The 22,969-nt window shown below is 38.3% G+C and carries 20 protein-coding genes; 17 read left to right on the forward strand and 3 right to left on the reverse strand.

What is annotated here, in order from left to right; genetic code table 11:
* The first annotated feature begins 13 nt into the window (after nt 1–13).
* From ACIQZA_RS16635 to ACIQZA_RS16675, 9 genes are all read left to right on the forward strand, one after another.
* Entirely contained in the window at nt 14–679 is a 666-nt protein-coding gene (locus ACIQZA_RS16635) for a M23 family metallopeptidase (protein WP_142509177.1), read from the forward strand.
* A gap of 277 nt (nt 680–956) precedes the next feature.
* Nucleotides 957–1,217, forward strand: coding sequence for a sporulation transcriptional regulator SpoIIID (locus tag ACIQZA_RS16640; RefSeq protein WP_049668034.1), 261 nt, complete (start codon nt 957–959; stop codon nt 1,215–1,217).
* A 626-nt stretch (nt 1,218–1,843) separates the two neighbouring features.
* The gene (gene mreB, locus ACIQZA_RS16645) at nt 1,844–2,839 is read left to right on the forward strand and encodes a rod shape-determining protein (RefSeq protein ID WP_132360382.1); all 996 of its coding nucleotides are present in this window, start codon (nt 1,844–1,846) and stop codon (nt 2,837–2,839) included.
* Nucleotides 2,840–2,860: 21 nt separating this feature from the next.
* Nucleotides 2,861–3,694, forward strand: a complete 834-nt coding sequence (locus ACIQZA_RS16650; protein ID WP_400936021.1) for a flagellar hook-basal body protein — start codon at nt 2,861–2,863, stop codon at nt 3,692–3,694.
* A gap of 24 nt (nt 3,695–3,718) precedes the next feature.
* Nucleotides 3,719–4,558, forward strand: coding sequence for a flagellar hook-basal body protein (locus ACIQZA_RS16655; RefSeq protein WP_142509175.1), 840 nt, complete (start codon nt 3,719–3,721; stop codon nt 4,556–4,558).
* Between the two features lie 47 nt (nt 4,559–4,605).
* Nucleotides 4,606–4,890, forward strand: a complete 285-nt coding sequence (locus ACIQZA_RS16660) for a DNA-directed RNA polymerase subunit beta (protein WP_132360388.1) — start codon at nt 4,606–4,608, stop codon at nt 4,888–4,890.
* Nucleotides 4,891–5,044: 154 nt separating this feature from the next.
* A complete protein-coding gene (gene fabZ / locus ACIQZA_RS16665) occupies nt 5,045–5,488 on the forward strand; it encodes a 3-hydroxyacyl-ACP dehydratase FabZ (protein ID WP_132360390.1) in 444 nt (147 codons plus the stop codon).
* 225 nt (nt 5,489–5,713) lie between these two features.
* The gene (locus tag ACIQZA_RS16670; RefSeq protein ID WP_400936023.1) at nt 5,714–6,097 is read left to right on the forward strand and encodes a hypothetical protein; all 384 of its coding nucleotides are present in this window, start codon (nt 5,714–5,716) and stop codon (nt 6,095–6,097) included.
* A 107-nt stretch (nt 6,098–6,204) separates the two neighbouring features.
* A complete protein-coding gene (locus tag ACIQZA_RS16675; RefSeq protein WP_185903486.1) occupies nt 6,205–6,597 on the forward strand; it encodes a hypothetical protein in 393 nt (130 codons plus the stop codon).
* A 222-nt stretch (nt 6,598–6,819) separates the two neighbouring features.
* On the opposite strand, the gene ACIQZA_RS16680 is transcribed toward ACIQZA_RS16675, so the two are convergent.
* Entirely contained in the window at nt 6,820–7,245 is a 426-nt protein-coding gene (locus ACIQZA_RS16680; RefSeq protein ID WP_402882895.1) for a YwpF family protein, read from the reverse strand.
* Between the two features lie 550 nt (nt 7,246–7,795).
* On the opposite strand from ACIQZA_RS16680, the gene ACIQZA_RS16685 reads away from it, so the two are divergent.
* Nucleotides 7,796–8,218, forward strand: coding sequence for a single-stranded DNA-binding protein (locus ACIQZA_RS16685; RefSeq protein WP_400936026.1), 423 nt, complete (start codon nt 7,796–7,798; stop codon nt 8,216–8,218).
* A 257-nt stretch (nt 8,219–8,475) separates the two neighbouring features.
* Here ACIQZA_RS16685 and ACIQZA_RS16690 read toward each other — a convergent pair whose 3' ends face one another.
* The gene (locus ACIQZA_RS16690) at nt 8,476–11,238 is read right to left on the reverse strand and encodes a DEAD/DEAH box helicase (RefSeq protein WP_402882892.1); all 2,763 of its coding nucleotides are present in this window, start codon (nt 11,236–11,238) and stop codon (nt 8,476–8,478) included.
* Nucleotides 11,235–12,809 carry a hypothetical protein gene (locus ACIQZA_RS16695; protein WP_142509170.1) on the reverse strand — a complete coding sequence of 525 codons (1,575 nt, stop codon included), beginning with the start codon at nt 12,807–12,809 and terminating at the stop codon, nt 11,235–11,237. The genes ACIQZA_RS16690 and ACIQZA_RS16695 overlap by 4 nt, the downstream gene beginning before the upstream one ends.
* A 200-nt stretch (nt 12,810–13,009) precedes the next feature.
* On the opposite strand from ACIQZA_RS16695, the gene ACIQZA_RS16700 reads away from it, so the two are divergent.
* The 7 genes from ACIQZA_RS16700 (at nt 13,010) to ACIQZA_RS16730 (ending at nt 22,615) form a co-directional block, all read left to right on the forward strand.
* Nucleotides 13,010–13,483, forward strand: coding sequence for an IDEAL domain-containing protein (locus tag ACIQZA_RS16700; protein ID WP_402882889.1), 474 nt, complete (start codon nt 13,010–13,012; stop codon nt 13,481–13,483).
* Between the two features lie 201 nt (nt 13,484–13,684).
* Entirely contained in the window at nt 13,685–14,533 is an 849-nt protein-coding gene (locus tag ACIQZA_RS16705) for a flagellin N-terminal helical domain-containing protein (RefSeq protein WP_402882955.1), read from the forward strand.
* Nucleotides 14,534–14,564: 31 nt separating this feature from the next.
* A complete protein-coding gene (locus tag ACIQZA_RS16710; RefSeq protein ID WP_402882887.1) occupies nt 14,565–15,014 on the forward strand; it encodes a hypothetical protein in 450 nt (149 codons plus the stop codon).
* 110 nt (nt 15,015–15,124) lie between these two features.
* The gene (locus ACIQZA_RS16715; protein WP_402882885.1) at nt 15,125–16,039 is read left to right on the forward strand and encodes an NERD domain-containing protein; all 915 of its coding nucleotides are present in this window, start codon (nt 15,125–15,127) and stop codon (nt 16,037–16,039) included.
* Nucleotides 16,040–16,345: 306 nt separating this feature from the next.
* Nucleotides 16,346–17,617 carry a nucleotide sugar dehydrogenase gene (locus ACIQZA_RS16720; protein ID WP_402882884.1) on the forward strand — a complete coding sequence of 424 codons (1,272 nt, stop codon included), beginning with the start codon at nt 16,346–16,348 and terminating at the stop codon, nt 17,615–17,617.
* Nucleotides 17,614–18,330 carry a WecB/TagA/CpsF family glycosyltransferase gene (locus ACIQZA_RS16725; RefSeq protein ID WP_400936041.1) on the forward strand — a complete coding sequence of 239 codons (717 nt, stop codon included), beginning with the start codon at nt 17,614–17,616 and terminating at the stop codon, nt 18,328–18,330. Before ACIQZA_RS16720 ends, ACIQZA_RS16725 begins: the two co-directional genes overlap by 4 nt.
* A gap of 601 nt (nt 18,331–18,931) precedes the next feature.
* On the forward strand, nt 18,932–22,615 hold the full coding sequence (locus ACIQZA_RS16730) for an S-layer homology domain-containing protein (RefSeq protein ID WP_402882882.1): 3,684 nt from the start codon (nt 18,932–18,934) through the stop codon (nt 22,613–22,615).
* Nucleotides 22,616–22,969 lie beyond the last annotated feature (354 nt).

Genomic DNA, 22,969 nt, shown 5'->3' on the forward strand with positions numbered 1-22,969 from the left:
AGAGGTGATGAAAATGAGAGAGGATAAAAATAGTAAAACTTCTCAAAATCAAGATGAAAAAGTTCAATTACAGAAGAAACCATGGTTTTGGCCAGCAGTTTACGCTGGTGGTGCTCTAATGCTAGCAGGTTTGCTACTTGGTTACAATAGTCTTGTATCCAAAGTAGAAGAAGCTCCGTCACCAAACGTAGCTGAAGTAGATTCAGGTCCTGTAGTTGAAACAAATGCAAAAACAGAAACAATGAAGTACCCGTTCAAGGAAGCGAATCTTAGTAAGATGCAAGTTTCACAAGAGTTTTATGAAGTAGAAGCAAATGCAGAGTCGCGTGAAAAAGCACTAATGGTATTTAATCAAACATTTACGACATCTTCCGGTATTACTCTTTCTATGAATGGTGAAGAATTTGAAGTACTTGCTGCTCTAAGTGGTAAGGTAAAACAAGTTAAACTTGACGCATTTACAGGCAATAAAATTGTTATTGAGCATGCAGATGGTAAGGAAACACATTATAGCTCTGTAAAAGACATTGCTGTCAAGGAAGGCGATGAGGTAACACAAGGTCAATTACTTGGAAAAGCGACTGACAATGAGTGGAACCAAGCAGCTGGCGTTAACTTGCATTTTGAAGTACTAGAAAACGGAAAATATATGAATCCGAAAAAATTACTAGCCTTTTAATTGAAGTCTCTCACCTTTATAGGTGGGAGACTTCTGCTAGTTTAAGTCACTTTTCAGCGTTAGCATAATTGATGATAGGAAAATTCGTAGATTTTAACTATAGTAAATGATAATTTTACATTGAAAGAAATGAATACTAAAAAATGCATAAAAAATCGGAATTTTATCGTGAAAATGTAAAACGTGTTCTGAATAGCTTTGTCCTCACATAAGGTGAAGAAATGCGCAGACGTGCATCTGATGCCATTTGTGAAATTGTGTGGAAAGGACGAAGAACGTGCACGAGCACATTCGGAAGCGCTGCATACGCCTCGGTGAATTATTGATTGAGACGCGTGAAACTGTGCGTGTCCTCGCGAAAATGACAGGTTATTCAAAAAGTACGGTGCACAAAGATTTAACAGAGCGACTGCCAACAATTCATGAAGGATTAGCTGAGCAAGTAAAGGAAATACTCGCCTACCATAAGGCCGTACGTCATATTCGTGGAGGAGAGGCAACGAAAAACAAGTGGAAGGAAAGAACGAGTCAAGATTGATTCGTTCTTTTTTTGATGCAAAGGACAAGCTTCCTTACATAAAATCGACTGAGTACGAAATTGGGATAAACATTGTGTATATTAGTTGGTTGTAGTGGATAATGGGCGATTCCTTTTAGATCACAATGTCATAGATGAGACCCTAGAGCGAAGCGTGTAGGGGTAAAAAGACTAAAAGCATTATGTCCTATGATAACGGCTTCGTGACCAACATCCTGCTACCGCTACGCTTTCGCACAAAAAACGCCTGTTGCCCCGACGCCCCCAAGAAGCTTTGCTCTGCGCGAAAGCGAAGCGACAGCAACAAATTTTTTTAACTGTGCGAAAGCGCAGAGTAACGAAGCGGCAGCAACAAATGTTTTAACTGTGCGAAAGCGCAGAGTAACGAAGCGGCAGCAACAACAAAGCGCCCATTCGGAACGGAAAACAACCGCATGATAGGCGATGAGTCAAAAAAGTGCTGAAACGATTTCTTCTTTTCAAGAAGTGTTCATATAATTGAAAGAAAGCAGTTCGGTTAACTAAAATTAGGTGTAATTACCAGTTGAGTATGATAAAATATTCTAGATAAACAGATAAAAACGAACGTTATGTAGTTGGAAATGGCGGGAAGGAGAAATTATAAAATGTTTTCGAAAGATATAGGCATTGACTTAGGAACTGCGAACGTATTAATTCACGTTAAAGGCAAAGGAATCGTCTTAAATGAACCATCAGTTGTGGCGATTGATAAAAAAACAAATAAAGTGTTAGCGGTAGGAGAAGAGGCTCGCCAAATGGTAGGGCGTACACCGGGTAATATTACTGCAATTCGTCCACTACGAGATGGTGTCATTGCAGATTTTGATGTTACAGAAGCGATGCTAAAACATTTCATCAACAAATTAAACGTCAAAGGATTTTTAGCTAAGCCACGTATTTTAATTTGCTGTCCAACAAACATTACTAGTGTTGAACAAAAAGCGATTCGTGAAGCTGCAGAAAAATCTGGTGGAAAAAAAGTATACTTAGAAGAAGAACCAAAAGTTGCAGCTATTGGAGCAGGTATGGATATATTCCAACCTAGCGGCAATATGGTAGTTGATATTGGCGGCGGGACAACTGATATTGCAGTCCTATCAATGGGTGATATTGTAACGAGTGAGTCCATTAAAGTGGCAGGAGATATTTTTGATAATGATATTTTACAATATATTAAAAAAGAATATAAATTGCTAATAGGTGAACGTACTGCAGAAGCCATAAAAATTACAATTGGTACAGTCTTTAAAGGTAGCCGAAATGATTCAATGGACATTCGTGGTCGAGATATGGTGACAGGTCTACCGCGTACAATAACGATTCACTCAGAGGAGATTGAACGTGCATTACATGAATCGGTTGCTATGATTGTTCAATCTGCAAAAAATGTATTAGAAAAAACACCACCAGAGCTATCAGCAGATATAATTGATCGTGGGGTTATTATTACTGGCGGTGGTGCATTATTACATGGTATGGACCAGCTATTAATTGAAGAGCTAAAAGTACCTGTGTTCATTGCAGATCAACCTATGGATTGTGTAGCAATTGGTACAGGCATTATGCTTGAAAACATTGATCGAGTGCCCGCATCCTTATAAAAATTTAATGAGGTGATTCCTTTGTTTAAAGGGTTTTATACAGTTGCAACTGGTATGATTGCACAACAAAGACGAACAGAATTACTTACCAACAATTTATCAAATGCAAATACACCTGGATTTAAAGCAGACCAATCAACAATCCGCTCATTTCCTGACATGCTCATGTCAAGTGTAGGAAAAACGAATGCACCTGCTAACCAGCAAGCAGGCTCTCAATATATGAGCCAAGTTGGCGCATTAAATACAGGGATTTATATGCAAGAAACATTACCAAATTACATACAAGGCCAAATCTATAGCACTGATTTCACGACAGATATGGCTTTGATCGATGGAAACTTACCGCAAAATGAAGATGGCACTTCTGGATCTATTTTCTTCCGTTTAGCACATCCAAATGGGGGCGAAGCATATACACGCAACGGGAATTTTACATTAGATGGCCAAGGCTATTTAGTAAATCCACAGGGACTGTATGTGCTATCAGACAGAGGTCAACGCATCCAGCTGCCGAATGATGATTTTCGTCTAGATGAGAACGGGGCAATTTATGTTAATAATCAGCAAGTAGCTCGTGTTGGAGTATCATTTTCAGCGAATCCGAACATGCTACGTAAGCAGGATAATGGTTTAATTCGAACAGAAGATGGTGAGAACTTACCGACAGCTTACGGTGCCAATGGCGTAGCCTTTACACTGCGTCAAAATTATCTAGAGGGCTCAAACGTAGACTCTAGTCGTACAATGACTGATTTAATGACAGCATATCGCGCTTTCGAAGCTAACCAAAAAGTGTTACAGGCTTACGATCGCAGTATGGAAAAGGCTGCAAATGAAATCGGGAAAGTATAATAGGCAAACTGGAGGCGTTTGAACATGTTACGTACAATGATGACTGCAACAAACACAATGGGGCAATTACAAAATAAACTAGATACTATTAGTAATAACATTGCCAATAGCAGCACACTCGGCTATAAATCACAAGAAGCTACATTTAATGAATTGCTTTATCAGCAATATAATAATGACAAGCAAGACCGAGCTGACCGACAATCACCTGTTGGCATCCGTTATGGATCAGGTGCAATGCTTGGACAAATCCAATCAAATCAAAAGCAAGGCTCTCTACAAACAACAAATCGTGACCTTGATTTAGCCTTTACAAAACCAAAGCAATATTTCAATATTTTAATGCCAGATGGTGAAAATGGCGCAAAAACAGTGTATACTCGTCAAGGTGACTTTTATTTATCACCATTAAATAATGGAACAGTAATGGTTGTAACTGCAGATGGATATCCATTGGCAAACTCAACAGGACAAGCTATTACATTACCGGATAATGTAAAAAGTTTCGCGATCCGTGATGGAGGCGTATTAGAAGCATCATATCCTAATGGAGATGTTATTCGTACTGATGTAGCAGTGACAGAGTTCCAAAAGCCACAGCTAATGGAGAAAATTTCTGGCGCCTATGTTGGATTGCCGAATAACCTAGCTCAGCTTGGATATACACAAGCTGAAGTTGTCACTGAATTACGAGGAGCAAATCGTCAGCAAATTGGCATGCAGAGCGGTTCGCTAGAAATGTCGAATGTAAATCTTTCAAAAGAAATGACGGATTTAATTCAGACGCAGCGTTCTTATCAATTTAATGCAAGAGCTGTAACTTTAGCCGACCAAATGCTTGGGCTCATTAATGGTATTCGATAGTAAACCCGTTATTACTGTTTAGTAAGTAATGAAGAGGAGTACAATCTATGACAAACGATTCAAGTCGAGGTTCTATGCAAACAAAAGAAACCGATACGCCACCAGAAGAGAAGGAACACCGCTCAAATGGAGAGCAACGAGAGGTTCGCTGGGTGCAAATACGGCTGATTCCGATTTGGCTTCGCGTTGTACTTATTATCATCTTAGTTGTTATTGCCGCAGTTGTAGGTGCAATGTTTGGCTATAGTGTAATTGGACAAGGTAAAGCCATGGACGTTTTTAAACCAGAAACATGGCAGCATATATTTGATATTATGAATGGTAAAGAATAAAATTATTCTTTACCATGCTTTGTGTTTACATAAAATATCTTTATTCATTAGGTGTCCAACACCTAATGAATAAAGATGTAGCCTCCGGCGGATGTCACGGATTCTATTCAACGCATTACGCCAAGGCGAAATTGATATTAAGGGGGAAAAGAAAATGTTAACAGCAGAACAAATTCAAGCAATTTTACCGCATCGTTATCCTTTTTTATTCGTTGATCGTATCGTTGAATTAGAAGAAGGCAAGCGTGCAGTTGGTTTAAAAAACGTCTCTATGAACGAAGACTTTTTTAATGGGCATTTCCCTGGCTACCCAGTAATGCCTGGGGTTTTAATTGTAGAGGCGCTAGCACAAGTTGGTGGTGTAGCATTATTAAATGCAGATGAATTCAAAGGTCGTCTAGCTTTCTTGACGGGTATTGATAATTGTCGTTTCAAGCGCCAAGTAGTACCGGGAGATCAACTTCGATTAGAAGTAGAGTTCGTGAAACTACGTGGAGCAATGGGCAAAGGTCACGGTGTAGCCACAGTCGATGGAGAACTAGTATGTGAAGCGGATATTTTATTTGCTATTGGGCCTGAACAGCCAAAACAGGCTTAATTTGCAATTATAGGCTAAAAGATATAAAATAATGATGTCGAGTAATGTCTTTACTGTTAATCTTTTTAATAGTTTATGACATTCAGTACTTTTAGTGACGTGAATGCAGTTAAAGATATCACGATTATTTAAATGTTTTATAAAAATGCAATGGCGTATATGTGATTGTAAATTGAAATACATGTAATTTTAGTTTTGTTTTTAAAACGTAGGAGGATTATATAGATGTATAAGGAATTGTCTTCAGGTGTTAAAATTAGCATTACGCGTTCGATTTCAACATCTTTTGAATCATACTTAGCAAGTATCGATTGGAAAGAAGAGCGTTTTTCTATGGAAGACTTTATTGCTAGCTGGCAAACTTATTTTCAAGATAATGCCGCATGGATCGAAAAAATCCCAGCAGATGTTTTGATGAGTACTGAATTCCATGAAGAGATGGCGCTAAAAATTGATGAAGTAATTGCAAAAATTTTAAATGAAGAACCAACAGCTAAGCAAATTGAAACAATCGAGGCCATGCAAAAAGAGCTAGGTACAAATTATAGCTACAACTGTAAAGCAGAAGCAGCATACGTTGAACAACTGTTAAAAGAAAAACAAAAATAGTTTGTAAAAAAATCGGATAGTTCCCTCCTTTCCCGGGCAATCTATGTAGGATCACAAATACACACATTGTATTTGTTGACATAGCATCGAGAAAGGAGGATTTTTCTATGTGGAGAATGTCATTTTTGGCAATTATTCTTGCTGCTTTATTCCTTGGAGGTTGTAACTGGGGAAACAGAGCTGTTGAAACAAGACCAGCGGAGAATGTTAAACACGACGTTCGCCGAGGTGTTGAGAAAGTAGAAGAAAGAAATGACGTTTACAATCGTGACGTTAATGGTGTTAACCGTAACACTGTTCTACCTGAAGCTACAACACCAGGCACTACTGGTCCAAGAACTACAACTCCAGGTACAACAACACCAGGTACAACAACAGTACCAGGTACAACAACACCAGGTACAAATGCTGATTTAAATAGTACAAATGGCTATAATAATGTACCAAATGCAAACGGTGTTGTTAAAGAAAAGGTCGTCGAAGAAAAAGTAACGCGATAATATAAAAAAGAGTGTTTCCATCCAATGGAACACTCTTTTTTTCATTTAATGTGGGAGAGCAATACTCGCGGGAGAGAAGTGAACACTCGCGAAGAACTACTAATATTCTTAGGAAGAGCGTTTTCAGGTAATTGGAAAACACAATTTTTGTATATTTATCTTAAAAGTCTACCTGTCCAATAAAAAAATAACGATGCAAATTTTTGCATCGTTAAATCGAGATCAATCATTTTTGAGTTTTGGTCGTTCTTTCATACCGTGTGAGAAACGGTCCAATAGCTTATCTAACGTAACTCCCTCAACTAGTAATTCGGCTAGTAATTGCTCAGCATATTTCGAGCGTTTTGTCTTTAGTGTCCCTTTTAAAAGGACAGAGATGTGCTCGCCGATTTCTTGAACTGTATGTACGACAACCTGGAAAGGAGCAGGCTCATTATCTGGAAATGAAATAACCGCACGTACATTAAAGACAGTAGCATTTGCTAAAAGTTCATCAAAAATTGAACGATATTGACGGTCCATAAACAGTTCGAGAATCCAAGATTGATGGCTATTCTCCTGGTTAATAATAACACCATCGACTAAAGGGAAAGGTTGCATGCCGTCTTTTGTGACAAGGTCAAAGGAAAGCATCTTAAATGTTTTCATTATGTAAAATCCTCCTAAGTCGGTCATCCTTTTTAGTATAACATATTCAATTAGCTCTGTTTTACTTCATTCCGCAAGTGTTTTGGTAGCGACAGGTAAAGGGGGGAGGTGAAGCGGTATTAAGTCACTTTTCAACATCCGCTGAAATAGAGGAGCTCACGTGGCATTACCGAAATGGCCGACATCGTGTCGGACCTCATGTTGCTGCCGCTAAGTTAGCCTTGCGCTTTCACCGATTCCGGACGCATTGTATATCTGCGCGAAAGCGAAGCGTCAGCATCAATTATGCCGATGCATCATTGATTATAAGATTAATGCTGTGTTTTCGCACAATCTGCAAAAACAGCGAAATTGCATATTTCAACAATTAGCATTTGCTATTACAGCGAAAAGCATTCTGCCCAAAAAATCTTTCAATACATGAAAAGTAAAATGCTTAATATATCCAATTTATGATTAAAAATTAAGGGAAATGATAAAAATCGACTTTTGCCAACGTTGGATTAATTTTTGTAAGATGAGAGCAATCAAAAGCAAAGGAGGTGAATCAATGAATCAAGTCGGACTGGTCGGAAGGTTAACAAAGGATCCAGTGTTACGACACTTATCTGGAAATCGCGTGCAAGCACATTTTACTCTAGCCATTAATCGCAATTACAAAAACAGTCGTGGGGAAGTGGATGCTGACTTTATTCTCTGTACAGTATGGGGAAGGCTTGCAGAGCATATCGTCAAATATTGCGGAAAAGGCTCATTAATTGGAGTGAATGGTCGAATTCAATCAAGATCATTTTTAAATGAAGAAAGCACAAAGGTTTTTATAACAGAAGTAGTCGTAGAAGATGTCCGATTTTATCGGCTTAAGCAAAGGGATAGCGAAGGGGCAATTGTGCCTCCAAAGCCACCAGATGAGCAGGAAGGCTTAAAGGATTTTGTGCTACCTGAGGCAGAAGTACAATTGCCAGCAATATAGCAGCTCTAATTGTTACATACGGGGCAAGGGACAAGTTGTCTGATCCGCCATTCTCCTTCTATTCTTGCGCCGTAATCGATTTAGAAAGGATGATGTCTACATTTCATAACGAAGTTCATTGCTGAAGACCGCACAGCAATGAGCATATTAAACACAACTAAATATATATATGAAGTAAGTAGGGGAAGAAGTAACAGTAAGATCCACTGAAATAAAAGAGCGCCAAGAACGTTGTGCTCTTGGCGCATCTCGCATCTTTAAAAATCGAGTTTCATTAAATCACGAAGTTCGTCATCTTCTAATTCAGTTAACCACTGGCTTGATTGAATTAGTTCTTCTGATAGTGCAGATTTTTGGGCTAGCATTTTATCAATTTTCTCTTCGATAGTACCAATTGTAACAAACTTATGCACTTGTACAAATTGTGTTTGGCCAATTCGATATGCACGGTCTGTCGCTTGATTTTCAACGGCAGGATTCCACCAGCGATCTGCGTGTAATACATGATTTGCTGCTGTTAAATTGAGCCCTGTTCCACCCGCTTTTAAGGAAAGGATAAATATAGGAAAATCTCCTGCCTGGAAAGTCTCTACTAAGCGGTCACGCTGCTGCTTAGGCATTGCACCTGTTAAGAAAGGTGCATCAATATTATATAGTTCACTAAAACAATGCTGTAGTAATTGCCCCATTCCAATATATTGTGTGAAAATGAGGCACTGCTCGCCGTTGTCCACGATTTCTGTAGCCATTTGCACGATACGTTCTAATTTCGTAGAACGAGTAAGCATTGATTCGGCATCCTCGAAAGGTTCTTTTAAATACAAGGCAGGATGATTACATAATTGCTTTAACTTACTGAGCATCTTTAAGACGCGTCCCTTCTTTTGAAAGCCTGTTAATTGCTCCAGTTGATCGAGCGTCTCTAATATATATCCTTCGTATAGAGATGCTTGCTCAGTTGTTAATGGGCAGTATTCATGAGACTCTTGTTTATCTGGTAAGTTAAGCTGTAAGTGTGGGTCACGCTTTGTACGACGAAGTAAAAATGCTTGAATTTTTGCACGTAACTTCTGTTTATGTGACTCAGACTCATCTCGTTCTATCGGTAAAATAAATTCTTCATTAAAGCGACCGAAGCTACCTAAATAGCCCTTATGGATAAAGTCAAAAATTGCCCATAGCTCCGACAAACGGTTTTCTACTGGCGTACCCGTTAAAGCAATATGATGCGTCCCTTGTAATTTACGAATAGCCCTTGATTGTAGCGTTTGCATATTTTTAATATTTTGAGCCTCGTCTAGCACAACGGTTGCCCATTCTACTTCCTGTAAAAACTCTGCATCCTGTGATACCGTGCCATAGGTAGATAAAATTACATGTGGTTTTTCTCTTCCTACTAGCTGTTTAAAAGCGTCTTCCTTTGCTCGATTCGCCTGATAATGCGTATGCACACTCAAGGAAGGAGCAAAACGAGCAAGTTCCTTTTGCCAGTTGCCTAGTACAGACGTAGGGCAAATAATGATGGATGGTTTTGTATCCTCAGTTGTTTCATAAAGATGAAGTAAATATGAAATAAGCTGAACTGTTTTACCAAGACCCATATCATCAGCTAGGCATGCACCAAATTTTTGTTCTCGCATAAAGACAAGCCATTCAAAGCCCTCATGCTGATAAGGACGTAATTCTGCCTGCAAAGATGTAGGAACCTGTACAGTAGGGAGTCCTTTTTTCTCCTGAAGCTGCTCCATATAGGATTTCAGCGATTTTTGTAATTCAAATGCAAAAATCGGGTCATCTCGCATTGCATCATCGGCATCCTCTTCTTCAAGAGGTAAGGATAAATCCTCTGGTAGTTCACGGAATAGTAATTCGCGAACGGTCCAGCTTTCATCTTCTGCTTGCTGCATCAATGCACGCATTTCTTGCATCCAGTTCGCATCAACTCGGAACCATTCTGTACCAATACGAATGAATTCGCGTTTCTCATCTACAAGCTTTTTAAATTGCTCAGGTGAAATGGACTGTCCATTCATAGAAAACTGCCATTTGAACGTTAAAATATCATCTAGTCCAGCAACCTTTTTTGTCGCTACATTGCCAGTACTTACGCGAACACGCATTTTTGACTGTTTTAAATCCTTTAGCCAAGCCGGTAGTACAACGTCAAAGCCGAGTGCTTGTAATCTTGCTAAATCTTCACGTAAAAATGTTCGAACTTGTAAATCGTCAAGCATAATGCGGATGAAAATATCGCTACGTAAATCTTCAATAGAAAGAAGATCTACAATTTGTCTTTGTTGTTGTTCAATAGCATCAGCATACATTTGCCATTTTGCCGGTAGAGCATCAGCAATTGGTAGTGACTGCTTTCGCATAGCTGGCGTCCAGTAGTTTTTGGCTGTAGGCGTACTTAGTACTGTTTCTAAAAGCCAAACATCTGAATCTTCCTCAGGCTCACCTAAGCGTAGGGAGACAGTAACTGCACCTGCCTGTCGTTCCTGCTCTAGTGGCCAACCACCACGCAAGAAAAAAGGCATTAGTTTTGGTAAATCAGACAGTATAAGACCTACTTGAGCTAGTTTTTGCTGCACTGCCGTTTCTAATAAAGCTGTATCTTCACCTTCTATAGGGAATGTTAGCGCGGAAAAATCATCTGCAATCATTGCGTGTGACCAGAGCGAGGGCTCCTGCCAATACGTTTGTAAAGCAGACACTTTTTCTAGCCATACCTGACTTTCTGTGTCCGTACCTTGCCAGTCAATAAAAGGATGCAGATAGCGCCGTGAAAAAATATCAAGGAGCTCAGAGGTTGAAACTTCAATCGTACGTTCTGAGCGATTGGTTAATAAACCATAGACATTCGCTTCATAGTTAAAAAATAATGAAGAAATGAGTGAGTCTGCTTCCATTGCTGCACCATCAGCAGTATATCCCTGTAACGTAAAATATCCTTCCTGTGCTGCATGAATACGAAGCTGTTGCTTTTTTGAAAACGGGGAAGGAGCATTTATAGTCATCATACTAAGTTTCCTTTCTCAATTTCTTCTTGTAATGCACGAAGTCGTTTATACTCTGCGCGAATTGTTTGCATATATGTCTCAAAATAAGCAGTTTTACCAGCACGCTTTGCTGCACTGCGCATACTTTTCCAGATTCGTACAGCCTGCTTATAGTTCATACGTGATTTTTGTGTAATTTCAGCCATGGCATATAGATGATATAAGGGCAATACTGTTGCAGGCGCAACCTGAAGTACATCTTTTAATCCACACATTTCTAAATAAGAAAGGGAGGAGAGATTTAACTGATGGAGGGCTGCCCATTCACGATAACGTCCTTTTTTAATAAGAAGGAACGAAAACGGTTGAAGCCCATAAACACCAAATGCACTATATAATGTAACTTCCTGTTCTTCCGTAAGCTGTATGTCCTCGTATAAAAGCTGAAATTGCCTTACATATTGAGCACGTTTTACAACTGGTACTGTTTGCTGTAAAAAGACTTCGGTAAATGGTAGCATCGCACGTAAAATAATGGACTGTGCATGTGATTCGCCAGCACGTTTTGCAAAAGTAGCCAGCTCAAATAGGTCCTGCATATGTTGTCCATCAATATGTGCAATGCTTTCCTGTAATAAACTTTCTTTTTGTAGCAGCACATAAAATAGCAGTTTCAATGACTGCAAGGAAATCTCAGGTGAAGGATTCTCAAGGTTATTTATAAGTGCTAATTCCTGTTCACGACGGGGCTTTTCATAAAAAAGCATTGCCCAAAGTAGCATATATATTTGTAGTCGATCAGCAAATAATCCTTGTCGTTCCAATAAAAGTTCTCGAACTAACTCCTGAATCGCATCATAAAATGGATCAGTGGCAAAAAGTCGTGATCGTCCTGTTAGCTCCGTCAATGTACTTTCGAATGATTGGACACTTTGATCAATATAATATTTCATATAAGGAGAATCCAAAGAATGTCCTTTTGTTTCATTTAAATGACGCCATATTGTATTAAAGATCGATAGCTCCATAAATAGCTTATAAAGTGGCTGCCACTCACGCTCGAAAGGCATATGCCGTTGAAGTCGCTCCAATGCATCTGTTCGTATAGCAGATAGGCCATACCCTTCTAGAATTCGCCCAGGTGGCAATAAACGTTTCATGACTTCATCGACCATCAATCTCCAGCTTTCTGGACTTCGTTCATCTGCTAATGATTTTAATTGCACCGATTTTTGAGCGCGCCAAGCACTTGACCAATTTTGCACCGAATCAAAATACTGATAAAGAGCAAGTAATGAGCCAACCTGATGTCTACACCATTTCAGCTGAGGACAGTTACAGTGCAGCTCCTCTTTAGCAAAATCAATTTCTACAGTTGCAGGTCTGACATCCTGTACGCTTGCATATAATGTAGAACTTGCTCCATTAAAACGTTCAAAGACAACTGATTTATTCCGCACTGAAAAAACAGCACGACGCACTAGCTCTTCGTCTTCAGTAGAGGAAGGATGTAACGCCTGTTCAGCTTCCTGTAATTTGGTAAGGATAAATTCTTGGTGTTCCTTAGCTAATTGGGCAATAGACAATGCCATAACCTCACTCCTTTCAAAATGTATAGCTAGTGGGCATGTGTAAGTATGAAGAAAAAAAGACTGTCCTTCCATTATACGATTAAAATGCGTACATGATAAGCTGAATGATTTGAAATAAAAAAAATCGAGGAGAAGATAGTTAACAAGATAATTTATTTGTGTTAAAATCTGAATAATCAGATAAATAGGGAGGGATAAGGATGATGCAAGTTCAATATATGAAGCCATTTTACACAAAAATCACTGGAGATAAATTACGTCTAGTGTTTGCTTATCAATATTTCTCTATTTTAAAAGAGAACGAGATTTTCCATTTCATTCCTATCGAAGGTAAAGAGATGATTATCAACTTGAATACACAACAAATTGAAAATATATCCGAGGTATTTGTTTTCCAGAAAGGGAATCGTTTTATCCGACTGCCATTATATCAATTATTATTAATTACAAATGTTCATGAGCATCTAGCACCGATTCTTGAAAGCGCTACTCCAAAGCCTCAGTTACCACTTGTATCTTCAGTGACTGTTGGCGAAGTAGATCAGCTCATTACAGAATTGGAGCAGCAAAACATTGATAATTTAATAGACCAGGCATTATTAGATCATAATAAAGATCTCTTTTTTGAACTTCTACGACAAAAGAACCATCAACTCGGAGGTTTCGAAAATTGAATACACGGTATTGCAATTAAGCACCTACTTTTCATATGTGAAAAGCGGGTGCTTTTATATATCGATGGGTCTAAAGTCTAAAATGTGAAAATGAACTAAAAGTTATTGATGTATAGAACCTACTAAATTAGAATACATTACCAAAAAACTTAAAGGAATCTAACATAGACCGATATAAACAACAATGGGGGTGGTGAAATGATGCTTGGAAAATGGTCAGCAACGGGGTTGTCAATTTTAAATAATATGAATAGACATTACGGTGCAATGAACAAGGCAATGCTTCGAATTTCTTCAGGCTACCGCATCAATAGTGCTGCGGATGATCCAGCGGGACTTGCGATTTCCGAAAAAATGCGTGCACAAATACGCGGCTTGAACATGGCAGCGAAAAATATCCAGGATGGTATTTCACTTGTTCAAACAGCTGAGGGTGCACTAAATGAAGTACATGATATAATCCAACGCATGCGTGAGCTCGCAGTCCAGGCGAGCAATGATACTTTAACAGATAGTGATCGGGAGAACCTCGATAAGGAATTTCAAGAATTGAAAAAAGAAATTCAACGCATCTCGAAAGAGACTGAGTTTAACACAAAGACATTACTAGATGGGGAATATGCTACAAACGGTATTAAAATTCAGGCAGGTGCCAACGCAGGCCAAAGTATCGAGCTGTATATTGGCAATATGGGGGCTGGAGCACTTGGCTTGGACGATAAGACATCCATCGCAACTCGTGACGACGCCAACAAAGCGATTTCCACAATGGACGAGGCTTTAAAACGTGTATCAAGCGAGCGCTCAAGACTAGGCGCCTACCAAAATCGCCTAGAGCACGCCTATAATGCAAACATAAACACAGCAGAAAACCTACAAGATGCCGAATCCCGCATTCGCGATGCCGATATCGCAAAAGAAATGATGAACATGGTAAAAGCACAAATCCTAATGCAAGCAAGCCAATATGTACTAGCAATGCACATGCAACAAGCACAATCGATTCTAAAACTACTCGAAAGCGGAACAACAAGGAATCCCCGATACTAAAGGAGATTCCTTTTTTAGTGGGAGTTAGAAAATGAAAGTCGCTGATAAAAGAGGGGCAATCGCTGAAAGAGAAGGGAAAGCTGTTGATAAAAGTGGGACAATCGCTGAGGAAAGTGAAGCAATCGATAAAGAAGAGAACGTCGCCGATAAAAGTGAAATAATCGCTGATAAAGAAGAGAACATCGCTGATAAGAGTGAAACAATCGCTGATAAAAAGGTGAACATCGCTGATAAGAGTGAAATAATCGCTGATAAAAAGGTGAACATCGCTGATAAGAGTGAAACAATCGCTGATAAAGAAGGGAACATCGCTGATAAGAGTGAAATAATCGCTGATAAAGAGGGGAGCATCGCTGATAAGAGTGAAACAATCGCTGATAAAGAAGGAACATCGCTGATAAGAGTGAAACAATCGCTGATAAAGAAGAGAACATCGCTGATAAGAGTACAACAATCGCTGATAAAAAGTGAAAACCGCTGATAGACATGCTATAATCGCTGAAAGAATCCTAAACTAGCTGATAAACCTATTAAAATTCAAATAGAAAAGGAGAGAATTGATTGCTAGTAAAACCCTTTGCACCATCTCCATTGACAAAAGGACTTGAAGCCCTTGTGACTCGGTTACAGCCCACGCACCCACAATATAAAAATTTTCAGCAGGAACTTAAAAATAAAGAAGCAGGCGATTTTGGTGAGCAATATGTTATGAAGGAACTACAGCAAATAGCACTGCTCAATGATTGCTACATTTTTCACAATGTAATACTTCCCTCTGTTTTTCCCATGCAAATTGATATTTTACTCATTGTCCCCAACGCTATTATTCTATTAGAAATTAAAAATATTCGAGGAACTGTACATTTTAAAAGTGACCCACGCCAGCTCATTCGTACATCGGAATCTGGGGAGGTTCATGTTTTTACGCATCCTGAAATTCAACTTGAACAATATATTCAAGGTATGAAACATTTCTTAGACACCCAACATATTTCTATACCCATTTATGGGGCTGTTGTCTTCCCATTTAATAATGTAAATATTCATCGAGAGGATGGACGATTGCCGATTTTAATGGCAAAAGAGCTACCGATATTTCTGCATCAACATTTAAAGAAAAGTAAAGAGACGACAACAATGACAGAAATCAAAACCATTATTTTGTCACATTTGCGGAACAGGACACCATTTCCGCTTTGCCACTACTATCAAATTGATGCCTCTGCTTTGCGGCGTGGTGTTTATTGTGAAAACTGTGGGGAGTTTGGGATGGAGAAATTGAAAATAGGTTGGCATTGCCAGATGTGTCAATATCGGTGTCGCGATGCTCATATTCAGGCGCTAAAAGATTATTATATGCTTGTTGGCGAAACGATAACGAATCGTGAATGTCGTGATTTTTTGATGATTGAAAGCGAGCATATAGCAAAACGTATATTACAAAAATTACAATTACCACGAAGCGGATCTAATAAATACTCGAGTTACAAATTGTCTGGTTTATAGATGAATCGCTGATAAACTCCTGAAAATCGCTGATAAGACCAGCATAATCGCTGATAAACCCCTGAACATCGCTGATAAAACTAATATAATCGCTGATAAAACTCAAAAAAACGCTGATAAACGCGCCAAACCTCCACAAACCGACAAAACTTTTGCTAATCGGACACAGAAAACAGCTTCAAAATAACAAATTGATTCACACTTTCAGTGGAAAGATGTATACTATAATGCAGAACAAAATGCATCACGCATTTATAGAACATATAACATAACTACTCGTTTTTGAAACGGAAGGAAGAATAGAGAATGACTAAATCAATTTGTGTCGTTGGACTTGGCTACATCGGTTTACCAACGGCTGTAATGTTTGCCAACCACGGCATAAAAGTACATGGGGTGGATGTAAACCCGGCAGCAGTAAAAAGTATTCAAGAGAAAAAACTTCATATTGAAGAAAATGGATTGCAGGAGCGCCTGAACAAAGCAGTAGATGAAGGTTTCTTAACGGCGTCAACGACACCACAGGAAGCGGACGTATTCATCGTTGCTGTTCCGTCGCCAATTAATCCTGATAATACAGCGAATTTAGAATATGTGCGTCAAGCTACGGCTTCGATCGTGCCATTCTTGAAAAAAGGTGACCTTGTCATTCTTGAATCGACAGTACCACCGAAAACTGTAGAGCACATTATGCTACCAGAGTTAATCAAAGCAAATCTTGAATTTGGTGTAGATTTATTTGTATCGCATTCACCAGAGCGTGTAATTCCTGGTCGTATTTTTGAAGAATTAGTGAACAACGACCGTATCGTTGGTGGGATTGATGACAAGTCTGCACAAATGACAAAAGAGCTTTATCAAACATTTGTGAATGGTACAATCCACCTTACAGATGCCACTACAGCTGAGTTAGTAAAAGTAATGGAAAATACTTATCGTGATGTAAACATTGCTTTTGCCAATGAACTTGCAAAATTAGCAGAGAAGTTAGACGTAAACATTTGGGAAGCGATTAAATTTGCGAACTATCATCCACGTGTAAATGTTCACTTCCCAGGTCCTGGTGTAGGTGGTCACTGTATCGCGGTTGACCCTTGGTTCCTAGTTGAGCTAGGTGGCGAGACAGCACAAATTATTCATTTATCTCGTAATACAAATGATAGTATGCCAAGCTTTACAGCACAAAAAACACAAGCAATCTTAAATCAAAACAAAATTGCTGGTGGCAAAGTAGCTGTTCTTGGACTAGCCTTCAAAGGTAACGTAGATGACATGCGTGAAAGTCCATCTACAATCGTTATTGACGAGTTACAAAATCTTGGATTAGAAGTTATTTCATACGATCCACACATTAAAGAAAACAAACATGCTACACAAACACAAAGCTTAGAAGAAGCGACAAAAGATGCAGATATCATTGTTGTTCTAACGGATCATAATGAATTCAAAGCATTAGACGTTGCAGAAATTACAGCGAAATCAAAAATCGTCTTTGATACGAAAAACTGCTTAAAACGCGATAAATGGGAAGAAGCAGGCTTCCAGTTCCACCTTTTAGGAGATGCGAAAAACCGATGAAAGAAACAGTACTTGGCATCAATGTCAATACGGAAGGCTACGATGAATTAATGGAGATGGCATTCGAGCGTATTGAAACAAAACAAAAGGCGCTCGTTGTTGCCATCAATCCAGAAAAGATTATCAAGGCAAAAGAAGACCCTGCTCTAAAGAAGCTGCTTAACGAAGCGGAATTTCAAATTCCAGATGGCATTGGTGTTATTCTTGCTTCCAAAATTCAAAAAGGGCAAATTCGTGAACGTGTTACAGGCGTCGATATGATGATGAAGCTTTGCGAGGAAGCGGCAAAACGTGGCAAGCCTATTTTCCTTTACGGAGGAAAACCGGGTGTTGCAGATGCGGCCAAAGCAAAACTAGAATCATTATTTCCTTCTATTAAAATAGTCGGCACACAGGACGGCTATGAAAAGGACGAAAAGAAGGTATTTGACCGCATTAACGAAGCGCAGCCCGATCTACTTTTTGTAGCGATGGGCAGTCCAAAGCAAGAAAACTGGATTAATGCAAATCGCGATCAATTACATCCAACTATTTATCAAGGCGTAGGTGGATCATTCGATGTGCTGGCGGGTACAGTTAAACGTGCACCAGAGATTTTCCAAAAATTTGGCCTTGAATGGTTTTATCGATTAATGAAAGAACCTAAGCGTATCAAGCGTCAAATTGCACTTCCATTATTTTTATTGGAAGTGGCAAGGAAGAAACGTCAATAATTTTAAAAATTGGTATTGTCGTTTTAAATTGAAAGTGTTAGACTGTATTTGTATAGGAATTTCCTCTATGAAATAAATAGAATTCCCTGCAAGGAAACAACGGTTGGTAGCCCAAGCGAAAAAAGCTCAAGCATATATATGCTTGAGCTTTTTTCGTGTCTAGAAATATAATTTTACACTTAAAACATAGATGCATTATCCAAAAATCCCACGGAACATTCATCGAAACGTCTTCTTATTTTACGCCCTTACATTTTCCATAGAAGCAAAAAGAATTACCAATTTTAATAGTAATAAATATGGGTTAATGACCTATAATTGTTTATTAATGTAAAAACATTGAATACATAAGGGTCGTGTACCGAATTATTGTTGGAAAAGATGTGTAATAATACTTGAAAAATCAGCTTAAATAGATGACAATGGTAAAAGAGAGTTGTATGCCCATGTTTTTCCGGAAATGAATTAGAAACTTTCCCAAAATATGATTGACAACTTTTAGGTATGCAACTATACTTTTATGTGTAGTTGTTTATTTACTGCATTTCTATGTATTTGTAGTAGAGACATATTTTATGAACTTAGAGGAGGAAATTTTTCTATGGCTAACCAACCAAAGAAATACAAAAAATTCGTAGCAACAGCTGCTACAGCTACATTAGTAGCATCAGCTATCGTACCAGTGGCTTCTGCAGCAAGTTTCACAGATGTACCAAATAGTAACTCTCACAAAGATGCAATCAGCTCTCTTGTAGACGCTGGTATCATCAAAGGATATCCAGATGGCACATTCAAACCAGACCAATATGTTTCTCGTGGTCAAGTGGTTAAATTATTAGGTCGCTGGTTAGAAACTGAAGGTAATGAAATTCCAGCTGACTGGAATACAAAACAACGTTTCAACGATCTACCAGTAACAACTGCTGATAAAGAATTAGTGCAATATGCTGCACTTGTTAAAGATGCAGGCGCATTTAATGGTGCAAACGGCAACTTAAACTACTCACAAAACATGGCACGCCAACAAATGGCAATCGTTTTAGTTCGTGCTATCAAAGAAATCCAAGACGTAGATCTAGTTAAAGAGTACAAAGATGCTAAATTCACTAGCGAAATCTCTGACTTAGGCGGTCTTAATACAGAACAACGTGAAGCAATCACTGCTTTAGAGTATGCTGAGTTAACAAAAGCAGCTACACTACCAGGTAAAGCATTCAAACCAAACGACACAATCACTCGTGCTCAATTCGCTTCTTTCTTAGATCGTACAATGAAACTTGAAGTACCATCTCATGCAAAAGCTGCTGTAAAAGCTATCAACAACACAACTGTTGAAGTAACATTTGATCAAGAAGTTGACAACGTACAAGCTCTTAACTTCGAAATCAAAGATCTAGAAGTTAAAAACGCAGCTGTAAAATTAACTAACAAAAAAGTTGTTGTTTTAACTACTGCACCTCAAACAGCTGACAAAGAGTACACTGTATCTCTTGGCGGCGAAGAAATCGGTAAATTCAAAGGCGTTAACGCTGTAATCCCAACTAAAGTTGATTTAGTTGAAAAATCAGTTCAAGGTAAACTTGGTCAGCAAGTAACTCTTAAAGCACAAGTTACTGTAGCTGAAGGTGCTTCTAAAGCTGGAATTCCAGTAACATTCTTCATCCCAGGTGATGCAAACGGAGTAAAAGCTCCTGTAACAATTGAAGCTGTAACTAACGATGAAGGTATCGCTACTTACTCTTACACTCGTTATGCTGCAACAAACGATACAGTAACTGTATATGCAAACGGCGATCGTTCTAAGTTCTCTACAGGCTATGTATTCTGGGCTGTTGATACAACAATCGCTATTACTGAAGTAACTACAGGTGCTACTGTTAACAACGGTGCTAACAAAGTTTACAAAGTAACTTATAAAGATCCAGCAACTGGTAAGCCAGTATCAGGTAAAACATTGAATGTTTCTGTTAAAGAAAACATTGATGTAACTGTTGATAAATTACAAGATGTTACTATTAATGGTGTTCGAGTAGCTCAAACTAATAACTCAAATACTACTGCTGCTCAAATTACAACAGATTCTAAAGGTGAAGCAACATTCACTATGACTGGTTCAAATGCTGAAGTAACTCCTGTTGTATTTGCTGGTGAAACAGTTTCTGGTAAAACATCTCAAAAATACAATGCTGATGCATTACAAACAACAGCTCCAAAAGTGAAATTTGGTGCATTACAAGCTGATTATGTTCTTGAAGTAACTCGTGACGGTGGTGAAGAAGCTGCTACTGGATATGACAACGGACGTAAATATAAAGTTATTGTTAAAGATAAAAACGGTAAATTAGCAGCAAATGAAACTGTAAATGTTGCATTTAACGAAGATATTGATGGCGTTATCTCAACTACTACTGACGCTAAATTTGTTAAAGTAGAAGATGGTAAACAAGTAGGTTATGAAGATAAATACGATAAAAACGCTAAACAAATTGTGGTTAAAACAGACTCAAAAGGTGAAGCAACTTTCGTTATTGGTAATGACAAAGTAAACTCATATGCTACACCAATCGTTTGGATTGACATTAACTATCAAAGCGGAAAAGTTGGTACTTTAGATAAAGGTGAGCCATCAGCGATCGCACCAATTTCTTACTTCCAAGCTCCAACTATTGATGGATCTAAATTAGTTGCTAAAGATAGCAAAAATGAAGAAAATTCTAAATTCGTTGGTAATGATCCAGCAAAATTTGAAGTAGTTCTTGTGAACCAAAGCGGTAAAACAATGAAAAACTCTGGATACACAACTCAAGATGTATCTTATTCAATTGAAAATACTGGTGCTAACGACCTTACAGTAACATATACTTACAATAAAGAAGTAAAAACAGCGGAAATTCCTCCAAATCGTATTACTTCTGTAATTGCTGATAATGGTACAATTGAAGTTAAAGCAAAAGACAATAAATCTACTTCAGTTAAAGTTCTAGCTACAGGTGTTGCTAAGAAAATTGTAAATAACGTAGTAGAAAAAGAATTTGCATTCAGTGCTAAAGAAGCAACAGCTACATTTACTTCTACATCTGAAGTAACTAACTTATTTACTGGCGATATCAAATCATTCAATACTGATAAGAAAACTGTTGTATTCACTGATAATAAAGGTGATAAAGAGGCAGTAAAATATGCTGGTGAAACTGGTAAAACATATGTATATAAAAATGTAAATGGTGCACCACTTTCTGAAGAGCAACTTGTAAAAACTCTTAAAGATGCAACTTCAAGTGTAAAAGCAACTTACGAAGTAAAAGATAATACTGTAACAATCTATCTTCTTGCTATTAATAATGGTGGAGATAAACCAGCTGATACAATTGCAGTTGGAGAAGAAGATACTTCAGTATCATCTATTAAAGTGAAAAATGTTGCAGCAACTGGAGCAGGTAATACTTATAATGTAGTATTCCCAGTTGGTACAGATTTAACTACTATTAAAGCAGAAGATGTAGTAGTGACTACTACAAACTCTGGTGCAAAAGTAGCGGCAGCAACAACTGCTAATAATGGTGCTACTTGGACAGTAGAAGTAACTGCAAAAGATGGTAAAACAAAAGCAACTTATACTATCAACGCATCAGTATCAGCAACTGTATTAAACTCAGCTAAAATCACTACTGAAGCAAAACAAGGTAAACCAGCAGTAGGTATTCCAGGTACTAAAGGTAGTGTTGAGGTTTCAGGTGTTACATTTACTGCAACAGATGCTGCAGATGGTAACGGAAATGGAATTGCAGTTAAACTTGAAGCAGGTACACCAGCTGCAGGTAAAGCTGAAGCTAAATATGATGCAACTAATAAAGAATTAACAGTTACATTTGCAGCTAATACAACACAAGGTGAAGTAGCAGCAGCGGTTAATGCATTGACTGGCGCTGAAAAAGTAGTTACAGCAACAGCAGCAGTAGCAGGTACTGATGTAGCAGTAGCTAATGGTACAACAGCAGGTGGTTATGAAGCAGAAATTACAGCAGTTGACGGAGTTTTAACATTAACATTCTCTGACGCTGTAGCTTTAGCTGCTAATGACGCTGTAATCTTAACTGTTGACGGAACACAAGTTAATGGTACAGTAGCAACAGTTAGCGCAGATAAAAAAGTTATTACTGTATCACATGCATATAATGCATCAGTAGTAGTAGATAAAGCTCTAACTGCTATCAACTTTAATGGTGCTGCCCTTAAAGATGCTGGTGGTAACACTGTAAAAACATCTACTGTTCTTACTAAATAATTCTATTTAAAATTATTAGTTAGATTATAATATGGTCCTGTGGGAGAAAAATCTCCTACAGGGCTTTTTCTATTTAGGCAATTCCCCATTAGATCTGTCAGTCAAAAATAATTAACTGAAAGTGATATACAGAATAAACTTGTGATACTTCCTCTTTCCTTATTAAGTGAGAACTTTAGAAGAGTTCACAAAACGCCCACTTCAATTTTCAATTTGAAGTGGGCGTTTATTGTATATTGTAATCGTTTCCATCTTAGCCTAATGATAGGTTGACCGTGCTGATACTAGTCCAATAATGCGGTGTTGGCTTTCATGAATGGTTTCTAGTTGTTTCGCTTTTTCTATATTTTACTA

The sequence above is a fragment of the Lysinibacillus sp. NPDC096382 genome (genome assembly GCF_044762845.1).
GTDB lineage: Bacteria > Bacillota > Bacilli > Bacillales_A > Planococcaceae > Lysinibacillus.

Coding starts and splice junctions, on each gene's coding strand:
- ACIQZA_RS16635 (WP_142509177.1), top strand. CDS start 14: ATGAGAGAGGATAAAAATAGTAAAACTTCTCAAAATCAAGATGAAAAA.
- mreB (WP_132360382.1), top strand. CDS start 1,844: ATGTTTTCGAAAGATATAGGCATTGACTTAGGAACTGCGAACGTATTA.
- ACIQZA_RS16655 (WP_142509175.1), top strand. CDS start 3,719: ATGTTACGTACAATGATGACTGCAACAAACACAATGGGGCAATTACAA.
- ACIQZA_RS16660 (WP_132360388.1), top strand. CDS start 4,606: ATGACAAACGATTCAAGTCGAGGTTCTATGCAAACAAAAGAAACCGAT.
- fabZ (WP_132360390.1), top strand. CDS start 5,045: ATGTTAACAGCAGAACAAATTCAAGCAATTTTACCGCATCGTTATCCT.
- ACIQZA_RS16670 (WP_400936023.1), top strand. CDS start 5,714: ATGTATAAGGAATTGTCTTCAGGTGTTAAAATTAGCATTACGCGTTCG.
- ACIQZA_RS16675 (WP_185903486.1), top strand. CDS start 6,205: ATGTGGAGAATGTCATTTTTGGCAATTATTCTTGCTGCTTTATTCCTT.
- ACIQZA_RS16680 (WP_402882895.1), bottom strand. CDS start 7,245: ATGAAAACATTTAAGATGCTTTCCTTTGACCTTGTCACAAAAGACGGC.
- ACIQZA_RS16685 (WP_400936026.1), top strand. CDS start 7,796: ATGAATCAAGTCGGACTGGTCGGAAGGTTAACAAAGGATCCAGTGTTA.
- ACIQZA_RS16690 (WP_402882892.1), bottom strand. CDS start 11,238: ATGATGACTATAAATGCTCCTTCCCCGTTTTCAAAAAAGCAACAGCTT.
- ACIQZA_RS16695 (WP_142509170.1), bottom strand. CDS start 12,809: ATGGCATTGTCTATTGCCCAATTAGCTAAGGAACACCAAGAATTTATC.
- ACIQZA_RS16700 (WP_402882889.1), top strand. CDS start 13,010: ATGATGCAAGTTCAATATATGAAGCCATTTTACACAAAAATCACTGGA.
- ACIQZA_RS16705 (WP_402882955.1), top strand. CDS start 13,685: ATGCTTGGAAAATGGTCAGCAACGGGGTTGTCAATTTTAAATAATATG.
- ACIQZA_RS16710 (WP_402882887.1), top strand. CDS start 14,565: ATGAAAGTCGCTGATAAAAGAGGGGCAATCGCTGAAAGAGAAGGGAAA.
- ACIQZA_RS16720 (WP_402882884.1), top strand. CDS start 16,346: ATGACTAAATCAATTTGTGTCGTTGGACTTGGCTACATCGGTTTACCA.
- ACIQZA_RS16725 (WP_400936041.1), top strand. CDS start 17,614: ATGAAAGAAACAGTACTTGGCATCAATGTCAATACGGAAGGCTACGAT.
- ACIQZA_RS16730 (WP_402882882.1), top strand. CDS start 18,932: ATGGCTAACCAACCAAAGAAATACAAAAAATTCGTAGCAACAGCTGCT.